Origin of the sequence: Oceanicoccus sp. KOV_DT_Chl, from assembly GCF_900120175.1 — a bacterium.
In the GTDB taxonomy this organism is placed as follows: domain Bacteria; phylum Pseudomonadota; class Gammaproteobacteria; order Pseudomonadales; family Dasaniaceae; genus Oceanicoccus.
The window spans coordinates 570,292-587,716 of the sequence record NZ_FQLF01000005.1; the positions used below are offsets into that span (position 1 = coordinate 570,292).

A 17,425-nucleotide genomic window follows, 5' to 3' on the forward strand; every position below is an offset into this window, starting at 1 on the left:
AATTCGTTTCCGTCAGGTCCATAAGCAGCACTACAATTTCACCTGACTGAATACATCTTAAACAACTCGTTAATTGAAACTGGATAACAGGGGACAGTTTATTGACAACTGGGGACAGCGAATAAAAATGTCCCATTAGATAAAGTCCACCATTACGTCAAAATACAATTAACTAATTCTAGTTTCATAAATTCTGTAGGTTACGCTGATCGCATATCCCCAAAGCCAGCGGTTATTCCGCCATCTATCGTGTGTGTTGAACCAGTCACATAAGACGCCTTATCCGATGCCAGCCACAACACTAAATTCGCAACCTCATCGGGTTCAGCCGCACGCCGCTGCGGAATCATAGAGGTCATGATCGCAGCTTCAGTTTCATTAAAGGCCGACTGGGTCAAATGGGTATTCACATAGCCTGGCGCAATCGCCACACAGCGAATATTTTGAGGACCATATTCAATAGCACAGGATTTAGTCAGACCGATAACAGCGTGCTTGGAAGCACAATAATGTGGAATCGTTGCCATCCCGATCTGGCCATCAATCGACGCGGTATTCACAATCACCCCGCTACCCACTTTTAACATTTCCGGTAAGGCGAATTTCGTGCAGTAAAAAACACCATTGAGATTGATATCAATAACCTTGTGCCAGGCCTCGAGAGTTTGATTCGCCGTATAGGCACGCTCGCCAGAAATACCCGCGTTATTAAAAATAATATCCAGGCGACCAAACTTCGCAACCGTGTTTGCTACCATCGCCTGACAGGAATCTGCAGAAGCAACATTAACAGTAAGTGCAAGCGCATTGTCGCCAATCATTGCTGCGGTTTCATTGACCCGCTGCTCATCGATATCTGCTACCGCTACCTTCGCACCTTGCTGCGCAAACTGAATGGCAGTTGCTCTGCCGATACCGCCAGCCGCGCCAGTGACAATGACTACTTTCCCATTAAAATCGCTCATTAATAATTACCTTTTTTGTTGCCACCGGCTACAACCAGCCGCCTAACGTTGCTCTGAAAGTTAATGTGTTTTTTGAAAAATATTAACAAAGCCGGCACTGCCCAAACCGCCATTGTGCTGCAATGCCGTGCGCGCACCTTCAACTTGTCGATCACCGGCGACACCACGTAAGTGCCAAACTAATTCAGTAATTTGCGCTAATCCGGTCGCACCCAATGGATGACCTTTGGCTAACAATCCACCTGAGGGGCCAACCACCACTTGTCCGCCATAGCTGTTTTGACCTTCGACAATAAACTTTTCCATATCACCATCAGCACAGAGGTTCAAAGCGGAATAGGTTAAAATTTCATTACTGGTGAAACAATCGTGCAGCTCAATAACATCTATATCTTCAGGCCCAAGGCCTGCTTGCTGATAAGCCTGATCTGCCGCATCGCGACTCAGTGCCCGGAACATGATGTCTAATGGATCGCCTTTAAAAAACTCTGCTTTATCACTGCAAGCACCCTGCCCAATCACTTGCACGCTGTAATCCAATCCATGCCGCTTGGCAAATGACTCGGTGCAAACAATGACGGCGGCGGCACCACAACTGGGAGGACAAGCGTAAAGCTTACGTAAACCTCGAAACACTGGCTCGCCCGCTAAAATCTGTTCGGTGGTCAGTGGCTCACGAAAAATGGCAAAAGGGTTATGCTGCGCATGGCGTCTGGCTTTTTTACTGATTTCAGCAATGACAACGTCATCAATACCATACGCTTGTTTGGTGAGATCCACCTGACAACCAAATAACTGTACTGCAGGAGGTAGCTGCCGCTCCTGCTCACTCAAACCAACTAAATCTGCCGCGGCTTTGGTGTGTCTATCAACGGGGCCAGGACGATCAGGAAAAACCAGATCAATAGCCCCGGGTTGCATTTGCTCGAAACCAACGGCTAATGCGCACTCTACGATGCCATGCTTAATCGCTTGCGAGGCCAAAGAGAACGCCGTGGAACCACTGGCGCAATTATTGTTGACGTTAACAATCGGGATACCGGTGATACCTACGTGATAAAGCGCTGCTTGCCCGGCACAGCTATCGCCATACACATAACCGGCAAATGCTGATTGAATTTGTGAGTATTCGAGGCCGGCATCTTTTAACGCGCTCTGTACCGCCAGCGAGCCCATCACATCATAGCTATCACTTTGGCCTGGCTTTTTGAAAGGAATCATGCCGACACCCGCAACTACAATTTTTTCTGTCATTTTCTATTCCTATACAAAATTACATGGGCACTTTTATTTTTTTCGGGACATCTGCGCCAAAGACTAACGCCACACTTCGATAAAAACTCGTTTTTTGGTGACAGCTCACTGACATTTGGTGACAAGCCGATCACCCATTTTTGAAGGTAAGACAACGCTGACAGTAAAAAAGGGCCAAATAAAACAACAACTATAAGTATTTGGAATAACAAGTCACTTTGTTCGCTGCGCTCTACATAAAGCGCGGCGATTGAAATGATTAGGGCGTATACCAAATGGGTGAACTGTACGCGCGCTCTTGCGTCACCATCGGCACTTCAGCTGACATCTTTTCTTGATAGAAATTGGCATCGTAAGCAGTCCAGCGCGGTGTAGGAATTTCCAGCACCCGCGCGTAATAAAACGCGCGCTGCCTGGGCTCAAAATCCGGATCTTCCCAAACCGTTAACAACTCTGTAGCACCAATCGTATTGGTCCAGGTTGCGCTCTCTATATCCACGGTATTACCCACTGCCGGTAGCTTGCCGGTCGTATCTGGTTTGCGATTATCCGACCACACCACATCAAACACTTGCTCATGGGTCTGGCCTTGTTTATCCAGCCAGCCTTTGATGATTTGAACACGATCCAAATTACCGCTAAGTGGATCCTTCATCGCTGCCACCAAAAAAGTGGGCGCTTTATTTTTTGGCCCGCGGGTTAAATCTCCTCCCATCGGCACGCCTTTGCGATAGCCTACTCGTTCCGGCATTCGCTCCAGCGTGTCCGCTGCAGTAAATTCCCAGCCGCCAAAAAAGCGTAACGCGATTCTTGATCCGGTAGTGGCATACACTTCCTTGCGCTTCATCGCATCGAAAATTGCTTCGCGCGAATTATCTTCTGCCCATACAGCCGCATAGCCTGACGCCGCCATGGTCCAACCCATAAAGATCACATCACCAAAATGACCAATTTGTTTCTGCCAGCGCTTGGCAGCGGGTTCAACACCAGTATGTTTACCAAAAAAATTATTTTCTTGCGCAGTCGCCAGCCCTGTATGACTGTCCGTAGAACCCACCATGCCAAACTTAAAGGGATTCACACCCAATTTTTGTTCCAGCTTTAAACCCTTTTTCAAGGCTTCGCGGGCGTATTCATATTGCAACATGTCGGGTTTTTTCTTTACCGGCCCCAAATTAGATTGATCCCAGGTTTCATAATTGGCGAATTCGTCATTAGGTGATAAATACGGATGTGTCTCACCATCACCCTTGATTTGAGTTACTTCATAAAGCGGTTCCCAGCGCGCTCGCATTTCGGCGTAATCTTTATCCAGTGCGCGACCACTAGCAGGATTAATTTCAGGAAACATGATGCCATTGCTGATGTTGCCATTGTGCGCTAACGCCAAAATCTGACCACCGGTTATATCTTCATAGCGCTGCAACCATTGCCATAAATCTTCCGGATTATCACTTTCTGCAGCCGTAAACGGCAGTAATTGTTTGGCGTATTCACCACTATCGCGGTAAAGAACATTGCGGTGTAAATTATTTCCGCCGGTTGTCGATGTCCACTCATAACCAATCACTGCGCTAAAGGTACCCGGCTGATTAAAGCTATCCGCAACATTGACGTAATCTTCCCAGATGGTGCCCACAAAATCAGGATCCTTCAGCACCTCTGGTACATCGCCACTGGAAATGGTGGCAATTATATCCATTGTTGCTTTAAACGCTGACTGCCCACCCTCACTAATCAGCTGATGCCAATTATTTACTTTAGGGTCGATCAATAACCCAGGGTTACCAGCGACAATCTCATTCATCGCCCCTAAACCATCCGAGTGATCAGCGACAACTAACCAATCCAGTGGTCGTGACAGTTGAATTTTTTCCCCAAGGCTGGAAGTAATTTGTTCGCCACGGGCAAAACGAAAAGCGTCTGCGGGCGTTAAAGTGGCACCAAAAGCTCTCGCATCCACTGACAAGCCGGTGTGTAAATGCGTATCACCCCACAGTAATTTCGTCGGATATTGACGATCTGCATAGCGGGAAAAAGACTGCCCACTGCTTGATTTAATGGCAGCAGTTTGTTCTGCAGCGACTGCCTGAATAACCAACTGGGTTAGAGCAAATAAACCCAGCAATATCGCAACTGTTATTTTTGAGTGTTTTTTAATATTCATAAGCAGCCTTCAAAGTGTTTCAAAATTATTCATTACTGTAATTGCCACCAGCTATTTTGGGGATTAGTTGCGAAGCGGATTAATGCACAGAAAAACCTATATCGATATGTGCTTGCTCCAATGCTTCCAACCCAAACGCTCGCACCGGACCGACTACGCCACAGGCTTTTATTTCGCCGCGTTGAATTTTACTGACTATCCAGGCCATTATCTCGCCAGTGTAGTAATACATGTTGTGACCCGACAACGTACACTGTTTAATTAGCTTGCCGTTGCTATCAAATGCCTCTGCTACAACCAGTGATCCACCTTCATCTTTAGCAGTAATTTTTTCAACGTTAATTGCAGGAAATTGCACTCTCGCTGCTAGTGCCTGCATCATTTTCAGGTAACCCGGAATTTTTAAAAGCTTTTGCTGCAAACGACTAATGCAACTCACCAGTCCCCCTAAAGGACCAAACCAACCTAAATACACATTCACATTATCAAGGGTAGGATACATTCGTGGTAACTCAAAACACTCTGACCCAGAAACAGAAATGACTTTTATTTTGTTATCGCCCGCCACAATACTGTGAGTTTTTTCTCCCAGAAAATCTTCGCGCCACTGTTTGTTATTATAAAAAGTACCGCGTTCAAACAACCCTTTCACCAAGGAAGATTTTGTTCCGGCACTCAGCCTTACAATACCGCCATTGGGTTGGGCATAAGAAATATTCAAGGTAGCCACTTCAGCACCCAACTCCTGCGCTAACTTAGCACCCACTAATTGACCCGGCACATAATCAAATCCGCAAGCAGTTAGAATAACCGTTGATGTATTCTCTAATCTTTTTTCATACTGATCATAGACCGAGGCAATAAATGCCGGCTCGCCGGTTGAGTCCATATAGTGAGCGCCTTTTTCTACTGCGACTCGCAATGGCACCTCGCCCAGCTCACAGAAAGGCCCTACTGTAGAAATTAGCAAATCACCTTTGTTCAGCAGATTACTTAAAGATGTAAAATCCTGAGCATCAGCAATACCAACATCCAATCCGCCATACTGCTGTGACAGCGATAGCAATTTATCTCGATTGCGTCCTACCAACACTGGCTTGATTCCACGGCTCAGCAACTGTTTAAGTAGCAGTCTACCTGTCAGCCCTGTTGCACCCAGTAATACAATTTTCAAAGCATTGCCTCTAACTAGCCAGCATTCAACTATTAACTTTCTGAATGTTTCAACTGTCCGTTATAACGCAGAAGGTATTCAAAAAATAATAGCGAATAAATCAAATCCACAAACGACAAAGAAGCAAAACCCCAGGGTATTATTTCTCTCAAACCATATACCGTCATCATCAAGAAAAAAAACACCTTGCCCACAATACCCAACAGAGCAAGCGCACTATTGCCGACAGCCGTCGGCTGGCGACCAATCAAGCCATACATAACACCGAACAAAAATACTGCGCCCATCGATAACTGCATAAAAAGTCTGGCAATTGGATCGAGTGAAATATTTTCACCACCCATAAGAAAATAAAGTGACTCAAAGTCCACCACTAAACTTACCGCTACAGAAATATTAAATAGCGCAGCGCTATAGAACATATACTGGTAATACTGTGAATAGGGTATAGACTTTTCTTGATTCATATTCACACCTGACATCTTCACTATCACCTTAATTTACTGCTCTAGCTTGACCCGACCAATACTGCTTGCGTAGCTCAGTTTTTAATACTTTACCTACTGGGCTACGTGGAAGGTCATCAATAACGTCGACACTTTTGGGTGTCTGCACACCACCCAGTTTTTCTTTTACAAAAGCTATTATTTCTGTTTCAGAAATATGCATGCCCGGCTTTAATTGCACAATGGCCTTAATTGCCTCACCCCACTTCTCATCAGGCACACCGATAACGGCGCAATCCTGTATTTCCGGAATCCGGGTAATTACTTGCTCAATTTCGTTGGGGAAAACATTGAAACCACCACTAATAATCATGTCCTTTTTGCGATCAACAATGGTGACAAAACCATCTTCATCCATGACTCCGATATCACCGGTATGATGCCATCCAAACTGGCGAATTTCGGCTGTAGCTTGTGGATTCTGGTAGTAACCCGGCACCACCAAATCACCTTTCACACAAATTTCTCCGCGTTCACCACGCTTCACTTCATTGCCATCGTCATCCAGCATGGCCACTTTATTAAAGGCTGCAGGACGACCAATAGACTGCAAGCGCGCCTCATTAATACTGCCATCAGCATTCATATAATCCCACGGCGCTTTAACCGTTATCGATGCTGGCGCTTCAGTTTGGCCAAACGCTTCAGACATTACCGGCCCAAACACATCAATCGCTTCTTTGAGTTTTTCCAGTGAGGTCGGCGCAGCACCAATAAAAATATGCTTCAAGGTTGAATAATCTCCTTCGCGAATATCAGGCAAAGCCAACATCATATAAAGCACAGTAGGCGGAATAAAAAAATGGGTAATGCCGTAGTCTTCGATAGCATCAACAATAGCCTTGGGATCTGCTTTGGCCATCATTACATTGCTACCACCACGAGCAAAATGCGCACAACCTAGCAAGCCAGCCGAATGCGTCATTGGCGCAACTACTAAATGCCGGGAGTTATCCTTATAATCAAAAGCTGACCAGTAATTAGCAAAAAACGTTTCAACATTTTTATGCGTAATCATCACACCCTTTGGCTTTCCGGTAGTTCCGCCGGTAGGAAACAAGGCCATGATATCGTCAGGGTTTTCTTCATCCATTTCAAAGGGCTCACGAAAATCATTAATCCATTGCGCCAATGACTCACCTTCTTCAGTACCGCTATCAAGACAAACCAGCTCGCGAATAGCAGGCACACTCTGTTTCATCGCTATTGCTTCGTTTTTATAAGCGCTGTGGTAAAACAATAACTCACCACCAAAATTTGATACCAATTCATTGTTGGCATCACTGGCGTTACGTGGGTTGATTGGCAACCAAATAGCTTCAGATCGAAACAAGCCGAGCAGAGCAAGAAATGCCAAATTGCAGTTAGGCGCTAGAATGCCAATTTTTGAACCTTTACCATAACCCTTTCCCCGAATGGTCGAGGCAATAAAGTGTGACTGCTCCGCAGCTTCACGATAGGTAAAATCCGAACCGGGCTCTACAAAAGCCAGATTATTCGGGTAAAGGTCTACCCCTTTATCAAAAAAATCTATTACGCGCACAATCTCACCTCTTACTCGCTACGATGCATCCATGCAACGGCGATTAAATTGACATCCTGTTGAGAATCTAAAAAAGAACAGAAAATTTAATAAACGTCCACTTCAACCGGGAAGAAGTTTTTCAACGCACCTAGCAAGTAGCGATACCCTAAAGCTTGCGCTGGCGAACAGAAACCCGACGTGTCTGGACCGTTGTTAATTAATTTATGCGCGGCGGCGGCTTGCAGCACACCGGTTTGTAAATAACCTGGGCCGGTACGAATAACACAGGTACGACTGCCTGCAGTACCTACACCCATCGCAAAATCAATCGCACGATGCTGCAACATATTTTCGCGCGGCGGCATACCCGGTTGCATTTGCTCACCGATAGCACTCAGCGCTGCAAGTTGTTCTGCTTCTGGTAGTTGCTTAATGTTGGCCTCGTAATGTTTTTGTAATTCAATAATCTGTTCAAACATCGGACGGTTAGTAAACGAGGTTAACTGCCGACAATTTTTCACGCGGCAATCATCCTTAAACCACACCGGCAAACTGCCACCACCCCATGGGTGTGCCAATTGCGTCATCATGCGGCCGGGGACATTAATTTCCCAACCACGGGCTTTTTCCCAGGGCACAAACTGATCATTTTCCAGATAGAGATTATCAGTAATAAACATCCCGAAAATACTCTGGGTAGAACCGTAAGTAGGAACACCGGAAGCCAATAGACCAGTATCCAAACTGTCGATACCATCCTCTTCCAGTACGATCTGGGCAGCAATTTCCTGTGTCGCATACATATAGGCCATGCTGGGTACTAGTACTAAACCGGCATCGGCAAACTGCTTGCCGTATTTCTTCTTCATATCAATCAGAAAACACTGCTCGCCAGTGGTATCAAGATAATGCACACCGGCCTTCAGGGCGGCTTGCACAGCGACTTCACCGTATTTTATAAACGGCCCAACAGTGTTACAGACCACCTGCGCGCCAGCAAAAAGCTCCGCCAAAGCATCGACATCGTGACTAACTTCAGCTACTTCAAATTGCGCCGTTTCAATACCGGGAACATGCGTCATTGCCTCTTCAACTTTAGCTTTATCACGACCAGCAGCTATAAATGGTATTTCGTATTCACGTAAATATTCTGCAATTAAGCGCCCTGTATAGCCGCTAGCGCCATAAATTACGACCGGATTTTTAGTAGCCATGCTGTTAACTCCTCAATCAATTAATTACTATTCTTAATTACAATTTATTTGCCTTGTACCACTTGCTTAACCAGTCAGCACCTTTCAAACTTAAAATATTATTTTCACCGTCTTCAATTAACGCTGCCTGCGCATCACGCACAATTTTTTCTATCGGATACTCTTTAGTCAGTCCATTACCACCAAACAACAGCAAGGCTTCACTTGCCACTTCATAAGCAGCTCTGGTGACAAAGGTTTTACTGGTAACAGACGCTAATAAATGTGGACCATGGCTACTATAGTTATAACTCGCCACTCGATGCGCCATTGCTCTTGCCGCCTCAACTTTTCGCCAAAGATCAAACAGACGCAAACGCACACTTTGATGATTGATTATTTCGGTGCCGCCTTGCTTGCGCTCATGCACATAAGCCAATGCATGCTCAAAGGCAGCGCGGGCCACACCGGTAAAGGTAAACCCCATTTCCATGTTGCCAAACGTTATAGCACCATGAAAACTGCCCACCGCTTTATCGCCTTGAGCCAGTACATTTTTAATAGGCACTTTGACCTCATCAAAAAATACTTCACCTTGCGGCAAAGGACGCTGCCCAAGCTTATCCAGCGGTTTACCCTTGCTAACATCTGGGTCATTCAAATCAATTAATATCGCGATTTGATGCAATCCTCCCTCAGCGTTATAAATACCTTCACCATAATCACAGGGAATATACGCCAGAGCTGTTTCCGCCAAAGGAGCACCGGTAACCCAAGCTGAAGATTGACCGTTAACAATCACTTCATCGCCTTGAATTTTTGCCTGCAAATTGGGTTTACTTTGCCGAGAGCCCGGATAGATTTCCTCACACTCCACATCCACAAGATCACTGCCACGGTCAGGCTGGGTCGCAATCCAGCAGCCCAGCCTTGATCCAAACTGCGCGATCAACTGCTCATCACCACTGGCCATTGCCGCAAAGGCAGGGAAAGAAGTCGCAAGCGCACACACGGCCAAACCGGAATCACCCCAGCCCAGCTCTTCAAAAATCAACGGAATAATACGAGCCTTCTGTTCATAATCCATGGCCATCATGGTTTCCAGATCGAGAATGCCGGAGTCTTTAAGTTGTTGAAAATAGCTCCATAGTGGCGAGTCTGGCGCAATCACTTGCGCTGCTGTCATCGCATCCAACTGCTGCCCGATCGGACGCATTACGTCTTTGGCAAAACGATGGGCAACGTCCTGAATAGCACGCTCTTCTTCTGTTAAATCGGCCTCTAAGCCTCCTAACCCCAAGCTTGGCATTGGCATTTCATCAAAAGAAAACATAGCTGACCTCTCTACTCTAGGACTACCATTAATCAAACCGGTAATTGTTATTGTTTGAGCAACTAACTCTTTTTTAAGCAAAAATACCGATTGAAAAAGAGTACTGCCCTCCCCCATTTAAAACTCGTGTTTTGGTGACATCATGTTGACATTTGGTGACAAGCTAATAACACTTACACATCAGAGGGTTATCACTTTTATACATGGAATATTTGAAATGCATGATGTTCGCCTTGCTGTAATGGCAGGATTTCCAGAACTCGTTAACGAACTCCATAGTGACCTTGGTGCCATACTCAAGGAGGTAGGCTTATCGCCAACTTTTTTTACTGAACACTCTGGTGATGATGTCATTAGTTATGAGCAGATTGAACAACTCCTGCAATCAGCGGCTACTCACAGCGGCTGCCCTCACATTGGCGCACTACTTGGGTCAAAACAGGATATTAATTTACTCGGGGTTATCGGTTATGTAATGCAGCAATCTGATGACGTGGGATCAGCGCTTAATGAATTGTGTCAACATTTTTCCCTGCAAGTAGAAGAAGCCGCGACCGTGGAAGTAGTAGTTGAAGGTGATTTTGCTTTTTTAATCTACACTACCAGAGGAGAAATTAAGTGTGCGCGACAAACCAACGAACTGGCTTTATCTGAAGGAATGATAATCCTTAAGGCTGTTTGTGGAGCTGGCTGGAAGCCTCATTCTGTAAACTTCACTCATAAGGCTCCGGATAACATTCAAATTTATCCGAAAATTTTTAAAGTGCCGGTGTACTTTAATCAGGAAAAAACCCAAATAGTTTTTCCCAAAAACTATCTAAAGCAACCCATTTATCAAGCAGACCCCGTACTCAAGAAAATATTGCAAACTCATATTGGTCAACTAAAACATCATTTGGATACTGACTTATGCTCACAAGTCGAAACCATCATCCGCCGCACTCTTCCTACAGGCAACTGCACCATTGATAATGTCGCCAGCATCATGGCTGTACACCGCCGGACACTTCATCGCATGCTCAAAGAACAGAACTCTTCATTTACAGATTTACTGGAAAAAGTGCGGAAAAGCATTGCTTCGGAGCGGCTGGAAAACTCGGATATTTCTATTATTCAACTGTCAGATTATTTAGGTTACGCTGATAACACCGCCTTTACTCGCGCCTTTAAACGCTGGTATGGCGTCACTCCCATGCAATGGAAAAAAAGTCAGTCGTAGTAAAATTTACTACAACCATTTAAATTCAGTACTATCGAGACGCCAATAAACCCAAAGTGTCACTAGCACTCTTCAGCATGATTTTCATAATGGGCAATAATTGCTGCGTATTCAATTGAGCATGCTGTTTATCTCGCACCAGTAAATTACAATTGCGCGCATTGAATACCAATTGATTACCCATGGCAATAATATCGCCACCTTGTTTTGCCTCTAGTAGTAATTGATATTCTTTAGCAGCATGATTACCGCCAAGCCTGCTAAAGTATTTACTGCCAGTAGGTAAATAGAACATAGCGCTGTTACTCAGACTAAGCTCTTCACAACTATTAATGACTGAGTTCGCCAATTGGTCAGTATCTCTACTAGCAACAATATTTTTTAGATTGGCTGTGAGTACTTCCCAACTCCATTGCTGGCTAATGTTTAAGCGTGCGTTTTGAGAGAGCTTACCGTTTTCTAACTGTCTTTTAGTCTGGCATGTTTTCTGGTGAAGATAGCCTTCTAAACGAAGCAGTAATTGATCAATATCATCATACTTATTAATGTACGCATCCCCTCCCGCCTCATAACCCAAATATTCAGCTTTTAAGCTGATTTTATTGCCGAAGAAGATAATAGGCGAGCTGTGATACTCAGGTGCCTGCCGAATCATTCGGCACACTTCATCGCTTTGCATACAGGGCAAATTCGTTTCAATAAGAAACATATCAGCATTAACACGGCCCAGTAATAACCGTAACTCGTGTCCGGTAGAACAGAGTATCGGGTTATAAACTTCCGCAAAGCGTTGGTATAAAGCTGGGCCGACGGAATAACCGTCAACGATTACCAAGTTTTTTTTCATTACAGCGCGCCTTTTATTAGAAAAATACGCCGCTAAAAAACCTAGATAAATAAAGTAGTCAGGTTCAACTTAGCATAGAAATAAACTAGCCCAGCTAAACATTTTGAATTTATTTGATTGGATAATGAAACTGTGAACTGCGTCAACTTTTTCATAGACTGCCAAGATCAGGAATGAATTGCCGCTTTATCATCGATAATCTAAATTGCGCTAAGCTAGAGACTTTTTTATGCGTCATTCCCGATCATAGTCGGGGATGACTTTAACTTATCAGGGGTGTTGCAGATTTATCCCGGAGATTAGTGCGATCAAGTCGGGAATGACTTCGACCTAATCTGTAATATCATTCAAGCCTGAGCGGTTTCCCTTCTCTGCTCTCTATTCCTGGTTTTTAGCTTTCTATATAGAGTGGAAGCACTCACTTGTAGATGCATAGCTGCTTCTACTACATTACCGTTGCATTCATTGATAGCGACTTCAATGGCATGGTTGATTAAATCATCCAGAGGTACAATCTGATTATAGTTAACCAAAGCTGCCGGCATACCACGGTACTTTTCAGCCTGCTGCTTCAACTCGGCGACCTCAGTTGATTGTGGTGGCACGCTATCACCGGCTTTGCGACGACGCTCACCTTTCTCACGAATGATTGATAGCGGCAGCATTGATGGTATAACCGTTTCTCCATCATGCAGCACCACAATACTGCGCATGACATTTTGTAATTCCCTGACATTACCCGGCCAGGAGTAAGAGCGCAGCAAGGTTTCGGTCTCTTCAGAAATAGCCTTAAACCGCTTACCCTCTTCCTGAGCAAATTTCTCCAGAAAGTTTTGGGCAAACACCGGGATATCGTCGCCACGATTACGTAATGGCGGCAGGTGAATCTGGATAACATTCAAACGATAAAACAAATCTTCTCTAAACAAACCCTCGGCAATTTGTTGATAGGGGTCGCGATTCGTCGCACAGATAAAACGGGTATTAACCTGCTGTAGCTCGCCACTACCGACACGGTTAAAGGTGCCCGTTTGCAAAAATCGTAGCAGTTTGGTTTGCAAATCGAGATCCATTTCGCCGATCTCATCCAAAAACATAGTGCCCTTATCAGCCAAACCAGCGACCCCCAAGCGATCCGCATGGGCTCCGGTAAACGCACCTTTGACGTGGCCGAACACCTCACTTTCTGCCAGATCTTTAGGAATCGCCGCACAATTCAAAGGCACTATTTGATTATCACAGCGTTTACTAAGCTGATGAATCAGTTGGGCGCACACTTCTTTACCGGTACCGTTTTCACCAGTAATAAAAACACTGGCATCACTTTTGGCGGCACTGATAATCAGCTTGGAGACTTCCAGCATGGACTTGCCCGCGCCAATAAAACCGAGGGCAGACTCATCGTAAATAGGATGATCCAGTTTATCGCTTTGGTTTTCAGCCTCTAAGCGCTGAATACTTTGTTCAATACTGATACTTAATCTTTCTGGCGAAGCCGGAAACTTCAAAAAATCAGTGGCTCCGGCCCTGACTGCGGAGGCAGCGACTTCAGAATTGGGATCGGTTGAAACAGCAATGACGGCGATTGGCAACTGGTGCTTACGAATCCAATTGATAATCGCCAACTCAGCCATCTGCTCAGGCTCAATGGAAACAATGACTAATTGCGGATTAATATTCGCCAACCGCTCAATCGCATCATCGACATTGTGAGTGGTATGAATGACATGGTTTTCAGCATTGATTAAATCCATCAATTGGCTGAGCACAGCATAACTATCGTCTACTAAAAGGATCGTATTGGTTTTACTTGGCATTACTGGTCACTTATCAAAGGAAGTTAATTATTATTTTATTGGCGATAGTTTCAGCTATCCCCTCAGTCTTCCATAGACTCTAATGCTTGTTAGTTTCACTTCTTATAAAGAAGCTGGTCCTGCCTAACGATGATTCCTTAATTGAAGCAATCCACTGTATTTTTTGGCAATGTGCGAAAAAACTCCTTAATAATTAGTATATTGCGAATCATTTTGCAAATTATCAGCAATATATATTTATACAACCTATCTTCTTAACTCCTCATTTCTTTGAACCGGCTCACACTACTGACATGCTTTACAGTCGGCAATATTTTTGGCACACCAATAAAAAAACCTTATAAATCATCACTATAGGTATAAACCCTTATATCTCCTGACCCATTTTGACACCGCTGGCACGGGGCGGCAGAGCAAAGCTGGCACGCCGACTGCAATACCCTCCTCGTTATCAAAAAACACTCGCAGCTGGCAACGACAATACGAACACCACTGAGAGACAGGGAGCAAATTGATAAGGGAGAAAGATACTGGTTGTTGGGAGAGCTAAAACAGTATTTTAAAAAAATAGCCGGGAGCTTTGCTGAGCGACTCGATTTAACAATTAAACACGCAGTGAAAACTGCAACACAATTTTCAGGAATTACGATTATGAACATGAATAAAATTATTTTACCTATCGCCGCTGCGTCACTTATCTCTTTAAGCACTGTAGCGACCGCTGCCGACTTTTCTGCCAATGCAAATGTAGAAATTGTTACCGCTGTGTCAATCTCAGAAGACACGCAAATTGATTTTGGTATCCTCACTAACGAAGACGGCACTTGTACTATGGCCTCTGGCGGTGCTTTAACCGGCTCCAATGGCCAAAGCTGTACTGGTACAGAAACACCAGCCGCTTTTACTGTAGACGGTACTGACGGTAAAGTTGTTGACCTGAGCGTAACTGCTGGATCAGCGGTTGATGGTGTTACTTACACCCCTGTTATCGACGGTGCCAGCACTGCAACGTTGACGGGTGGTTCAGCTACAGTTGCTGTTATCGGTAACCTGGTACTAGCAAGTGCAACTGATGGCGACAAGGACATTGCCTACACCTTTACTGCCAACTACCAATAAGAGTTACCGCTAAAAATAGATAACAAAAGTAGTCGTTTGTTATTAGAGGTAAGCACTAAAGCAGCTATTGCTTGGGTGCTTGCCTTTTTTATTATGGTTAATACATCTTCAACAATACCGCTCCCCCACTCCATCTTCACTTAATGTTTTATCTCACACAGCACTGTGTGCATTATGCTATCTTCAATTCTCAATAAATGTTGGCCATTTAGCCGCCCTGGCCAGTTAACAGCATAACTACCAAGATACTTTAACGTCATGAATTTTATAAACTCGACACGCCAGCAGCTTAATATTCTGCTGATGATTGCGCTGATGATACTGTCCCCGCTATTGTCGGCACAGAATAAAGCCGTCTCGATTAGTGCTAACGATGAGTTAAATTTTGGGATGATTTCCAACGAAAACGGCACTTGCCGGATGAATGATCAAGGTATATTAAGTGGTTTAAATGGCCAGACTTGCATGGGTACTGGCACTAGCGCCAGCTTTCAACTATCGGGCACCAAATACTATTCCATTTTTATTCTAGTCGCAGGCGGCTCCAGTAACGGCGTCAGCCTAACACCTGTCATTGTTGGCGCCAGTAGCCGCGTATTGGATAACAAAGGCAAGAGTACTTTGAATATTGTCGGCGACCTGGTTCTTAATAATGTATCAGAAGGTAGTCTTAGCTTGTCTTATAGCGTTTCGGTTAACTATGAATGAACAATAAGCTGTCGCAAGATTCCATGTCTGACACAAAACGCCAATAGTTAGTTCTACCTAGCCCACTAGGGCTTACACTTATTGACCGGACAGTCGGTAAAACTTACCCTCTGGCGCATGAAATCAGTTCTCCTGCCTTTACTGCTGCTGTTAAGCACTGTCGCTCAAGCCATTGAGCTTGCAGCGACTGCCAGAGTATCGATCTATGATGCTTTAGCAGTAGCAGAAATTACTGCCCTGGATTTTGGCAGCCTCAGTAATTTGAATGGCACCTGTACCATGGACACTGCCGGCAAGCTCTCTGCTTCTGCCGGTCAAAATTGTACCGGCAATAGCACCCCCGGTATTTTCAGAATTAGTGGCGTTGCCGGGCAAGAAGTCATCGTCAGTGTTAACTCGACGCAGGCAGTAGACGGTATCGCCTTTACGCCGGTAATTGCTGGCAGTCACACTAAAACACTGACCAGCGGCACAGCCGATATCAAAATCACTGGCAGCTTGTCTCTCACTGAAGCCACGGTTGGCGACAAAAATATTCCCTATACCCTGACTACCCACTATCAATAAACCGGTTGACGGTTTTCTCTCCATCCACCATACCTAAATATGAATTAGCAACTATACTGGTGGCAGTTTGTTTTCCGCTGTCCGTAAATCTGTTAATAGCAATACAGAAGTTTGTAAAACAATAATAATAGTTAGCGTTATCGAGGTAGATATTCCATGTTTCCGTTTAGTAAGCCCCGTTTCTCAAATCACTTGTTCATCAATACAGCAATTATTTTTGCGCTGAATTTTTTTCCCGCACTTAATAACAAGGCTAATGCCGAGTCAGTATTGCAAATATTGCCTACCCGGGTGGTATTGGAAAAACAACGGTCAATGACCGTCACCCTCGTCAATCGCGGAGATGATGAAGGTAACTACCGGCTGTTTATGCGCAATATTCGCGCCGAGGATAACGGCAAATTTCGTGAAATTACTGAACAGGATGAGATTTTGGACGGTGAATTATTCTCCGATAAGATGATTCGCTTTTCGCCGCGACGGGTCACGGTGCCAGCCCGCAGCAAACAACAAGTCAGAATTGTATTAAGAAAACCGAAAGACTTAGCGACGGGAGAGTATCGTAGCCATCTGGTTTTTCGCAAATTGCCAAAACAGGAATCGGTACTGGATGACAACGATAGCGAAATGGACTTTACCTTAAAGCCCATTGTTGAAGTCACCATACCGGTCATCGTCCGTCACGGTGAACTGGAAGCTAAAGCCACTATCGACAATATTGCCTTAATTACTGACGCAGATAATAAACAACACATCGAACTCAACCTTCACCGCCAAGGTAATCGCTCACTCTATGGCGATCTGGATATTTGGTGGACCGCAGCCAACGCCAAAAAACAACGGGTGGCTTATGCCAAAGGGCTGGCAGTCTACGTTCCCAATAACAGCCGCAAGATTACTATTTCGCCGCTGCCTGAATTTACTTTAAGCGAGCAAGGCACCTTGCAAGTCGAATTTACTGAAGATGCCGCTTATGGTGGCAATGAAACCGCGACCGCTAGTAAGTCATGGTAAGCCAGCTACCTTAGCGT

The 17,425-nt window shown here is 44.8% G+C and carries 15 protein-coding genes; 5 read left to right on the top strand and 10 right to left on the bottom strand.

Annotation, left to right across the window (positions count from 1 at the left end; genetic code table 11):
- Positions 1-200: 200 nt before the first annotated feature.
- From UNITIG_RS20010 to UNITIG_RS20045, 8 genes are all read right to left on the bottom strand, one after another.
- The gene (locus tag UNITIG_RS20010; RefSeq protein ID WP_101760107.1) at positions 201-965 is read right to left on the bottom strand and encodes an SDR family NAD(P)-dependent oxidoreductase; all 765 of its coding nucleotides are present in this window, start codon (positions 963-965) and stop codon (positions 201-203) included.
- A 60-nt stretch (positions 966-1,025) separates the two neighbouring features.
- On the bottom strand, positions 1,026-2,219 hold the full coding sequence (locus UNITIG_RS20015; protein WP_101760108.1) for a lipid-transfer protein: 1,194 nt from the start codon (positions 2,217-2,219) through the stop codon (positions 1,026-1,028).
- Between the two features lie 259 nt (positions 2,220-2,478).
- Positions 2,479-4,386, bottom strand: a complete 1,908-nt coding sequence (locus tag UNITIG_RS20020; RefSeq protein ID WP_101760109.1) for a DUF3604 domain-containing protein — start codon at positions 4,384-4,386, stop codon at positions 2,479-2,481.
- A 79-nt stretch (positions 4,387-4,465) separates the two neighbouring features.
- Entirely contained in the window at positions 4,466-5,560 is a 1,095-nt protein-coding gene (locus UNITIG_RS20025) for a saccharopine dehydrogenase NADP-binding domain-containing protein (protein WP_159931239.1), read from the bottom strand.
- Between the two features lie 32 nt (positions 5,561-5,592).
- Positions 5,593-6,027: a hypothetical protein gene (locus UNITIG_RS20030; protein ID WP_145999245.1), complete on the bottom strand. Its 435-nt coding sequence runs from the start codon at positions 6,025-6,027 to the stop codon at positions 5,593-5,595.
- Positions 6,028-6,055: 28 nt separating this feature from the next.
- On the bottom strand, positions 6,056-7,609 hold the full coding sequence (locus UNITIG_RS20035) for an AMP-binding protein (RefSeq protein ID WP_101760112.1): 1,554 nt from the start codon (positions 7,607-7,609) through the stop codon (positions 6,056-6,058).
- A gap of 86 nt (positions 7,610-7,695) precedes the next feature.
- The gene (locus UNITIG_RS20040) at positions 7,696-8,805 is read right to left on the bottom strand and encodes a trans-acting enoyl reductase family protein (protein ID WP_101760113.1); all 1,110 of its coding nucleotides are present in this window, start codon (positions 8,803-8,805) and stop codon (positions 7,696-7,698) included.
- A 37-nt stretch (positions 8,806-8,842) separates the two neighbouring features.
- Complete coding sequence (locus UNITIG_RS20045) at positions 8,843-10,234, bottom strand: acyl-CoA dehydrogenase family protein (protein WP_101760114.1); 1,392 nt, start codon at positions 10,232-10,234, stop codon at positions 8,843-8,845.
- A gap of 25 nt (positions 10,235-10,259) precedes the next feature.
- Here UNITIG_RS20045 and UNITIG_RS20050 point away from each other — a divergent pair, with 25 nt between their 5' ends.
- Positions 10,260-11,336 (top strand): AraC family transcriptional regulator, encoded by a 1,077-nt coding sequence (locus tag UNITIG_RS20050; RefSeq protein WP_101760115.1) that lies wholly within the window; start codon positions 10,260-10,262, stop codon positions 11,334-11,336.
- A gap of 31 nt (positions 11,337-11,367) precedes the next feature.
- Here UNITIG_RS20050 and UNITIG_RS20055 read toward each other — a convergent pair whose 3' ends face one another.
- Together UNITIG_RS20055 and UNITIG_RS20060 are read right to left on the bottom strand one after the other, a co-directional pair.
- Positions 11,368-12,183 carry a two-component system response regulator gene (locus UNITIG_RS20055; protein ID WP_101760116.1) on the bottom strand — a complete coding sequence of 272 codons (816 nt, stop codon included), beginning with the start codon at positions 12,181-12,183 and terminating at the stop codon, positions 11,368-11,370.
- 347 nt (positions 12,184-12,530) lie between these two features.
- Positions 12,531-14,000, bottom strand: coding sequence for a sigma-54 dependent transcriptional regulator (locus UNITIG_RS20060; RefSeq protein WP_101760117.1), 1,470 nt, complete (start codon positions 13,998-14,000; stop codon positions 12,531-12,533).
- Between the two features lie 651 nt (positions 14,001-14,651).
- On the opposite strand from UNITIG_RS20060, the gene UNITIG_RS20065 reads away from it, so the two are divergent.
- From UNITIG_RS20065 to UNITIG_RS20080, 4 genes are all read left to right on the top strand, one after another.
- Positions 14,652-15,119 carry a hypothetical protein gene (locus UNITIG_RS20065; protein WP_145999246.1) on the top strand — a complete coding sequence of 156 codons (468 nt, stop codon included), beginning with the start codon at positions 14,652-14,654 and terminating at the stop codon, positions 15,117-15,119.
- A gap of 258 nt (positions 15,120-15,377) precedes the next feature.
- On the top strand, positions 15,378-15,827 hold the full coding sequence (locus tag UNITIG_RS20070; RefSeq protein WP_101760119.1) for a hypothetical protein: 450 nt from the start codon (positions 15,378-15,380) through the stop codon (positions 15,825-15,827).
- Positions 15,828-15,944: 117 nt separating this feature from the next.
- Positions 15,945-16,394: a hypothetical protein gene (locus UNITIG_RS20075; RefSeq protein WP_101760120.1), complete on the top strand. Its 450-nt coding sequence runs from the start codon at positions 15,945-15,947 to the stop codon at positions 16,392-16,394.
- Positions 16,395-16,550: 156 nt separating this feature from the next.
- Positions 16,551-17,408 (top strand): molecular chaperone, encoded by an 858-nt coding sequence (locus tag UNITIG_RS20080; protein ID WP_101760121.1) that lies wholly within the window; start codon positions 16,551-16,553, stop codon positions 17,406-17,408.
- The last annotated feature ends 17 nt before the right edge of the window (positions 17,409-17,425 follow it).

What these genes read in the sequence shown, in the direction of transcription:
- UNITIG_RS20010 (WP_101760107.1), bottom strand. Translation starts at nt 965, where the DNA reads ATGAGCGATTTTAATGGGAAAGTAGTCATTGTCACTGGCGCGGCTGGC.
- UNITIG_RS20015 (WP_101760108.1), bottom strand. Translation starts at nt 2,219, where the DNA reads ATGACAGAAAAAATTGTAGTTGCGGGTGTCGGCATGATTCCTTTCAAA.
- UNITIG_RS20020 (WP_101760109.1), bottom strand. Translation starts at nt 4,386, where the DNA reads ATGAATATTAAAAAACACTCAAAAATAACAGTTGCGATATTGCTGGGT.
- UNITIG_RS20030 (WP_145999245.1), bottom strand. Translation starts at nt 6,027, where the DNA reads ATGAATCAAGAAAAGTCTATACCCTATTCACAGTATTACCAGTATATG.
- UNITIG_RS20040 (WP_101760113.1), bottom strand. Translation starts at nt 8,805, where the DNA reads ATGGCTACTAAAAATCCGGTCGTAATTTATGGCGCTAGCGGCTATACA.
- UNITIG_RS20045 (WP_101760114.1), bottom strand. Translation starts at nt 10,234, where the DNA reads ATGGGGGAGGGCAGTACTCTTTTTCAATCGGTATTTTTGCTTAAAAAA.
- UNITIG_RS20050 (WP_101760115.1), top strand. Translation starts at nt 10,260, where the DNA reads ATGTTGACATTTGGTGACAAGCTAATAACACTTACACATCAGAGGGTT.
- UNITIG_RS20055 (WP_101760116.1), bottom strand. Translation starts at nt 12,183, where the DNA reads ATGAAAAAAAACTTGGTAATCGTTGACGGTTATTCCGTCGGCCCAGCT.
- UNITIG_RS20060 (WP_101760117.1), bottom strand. Translation starts at nt 14,000, where the DNA reads ATGCCAAGTAAAACCAATACGATCCTTTTAGTAGACGATAGTTATGCT.
- UNITIG_RS20065 (WP_145999246.1), top strand. Translation starts at nt 14,652, where the DNA reads ATGAACATGAATAAAATTATTTTACCTATCGCCGCTGCGTCACTTATC.
- UNITIG_RS20070 (WP_101760119.1), top strand. Translation starts at nt 15,378, where the DNA reads ATGAATTTTATAAACTCGACACGCCAGCAGCTTAATATTCTGCTGATG.
- UNITIG_RS20075 (WP_101760120.1), top strand. Translation starts at nt 15,945, where the DNA reads ATGAAATCAGTTCTCCTGCCTTTACTGCTGCTGTTAAGCACTGTCGCT.
- UNITIG_RS20080 (WP_101760121.1), top strand. Translation starts at nt 16,551, where the DNA reads ATGTTTCCGTTTAGTAAGCCCCGTTTCTCAAATCACTTGTTCATCAAT.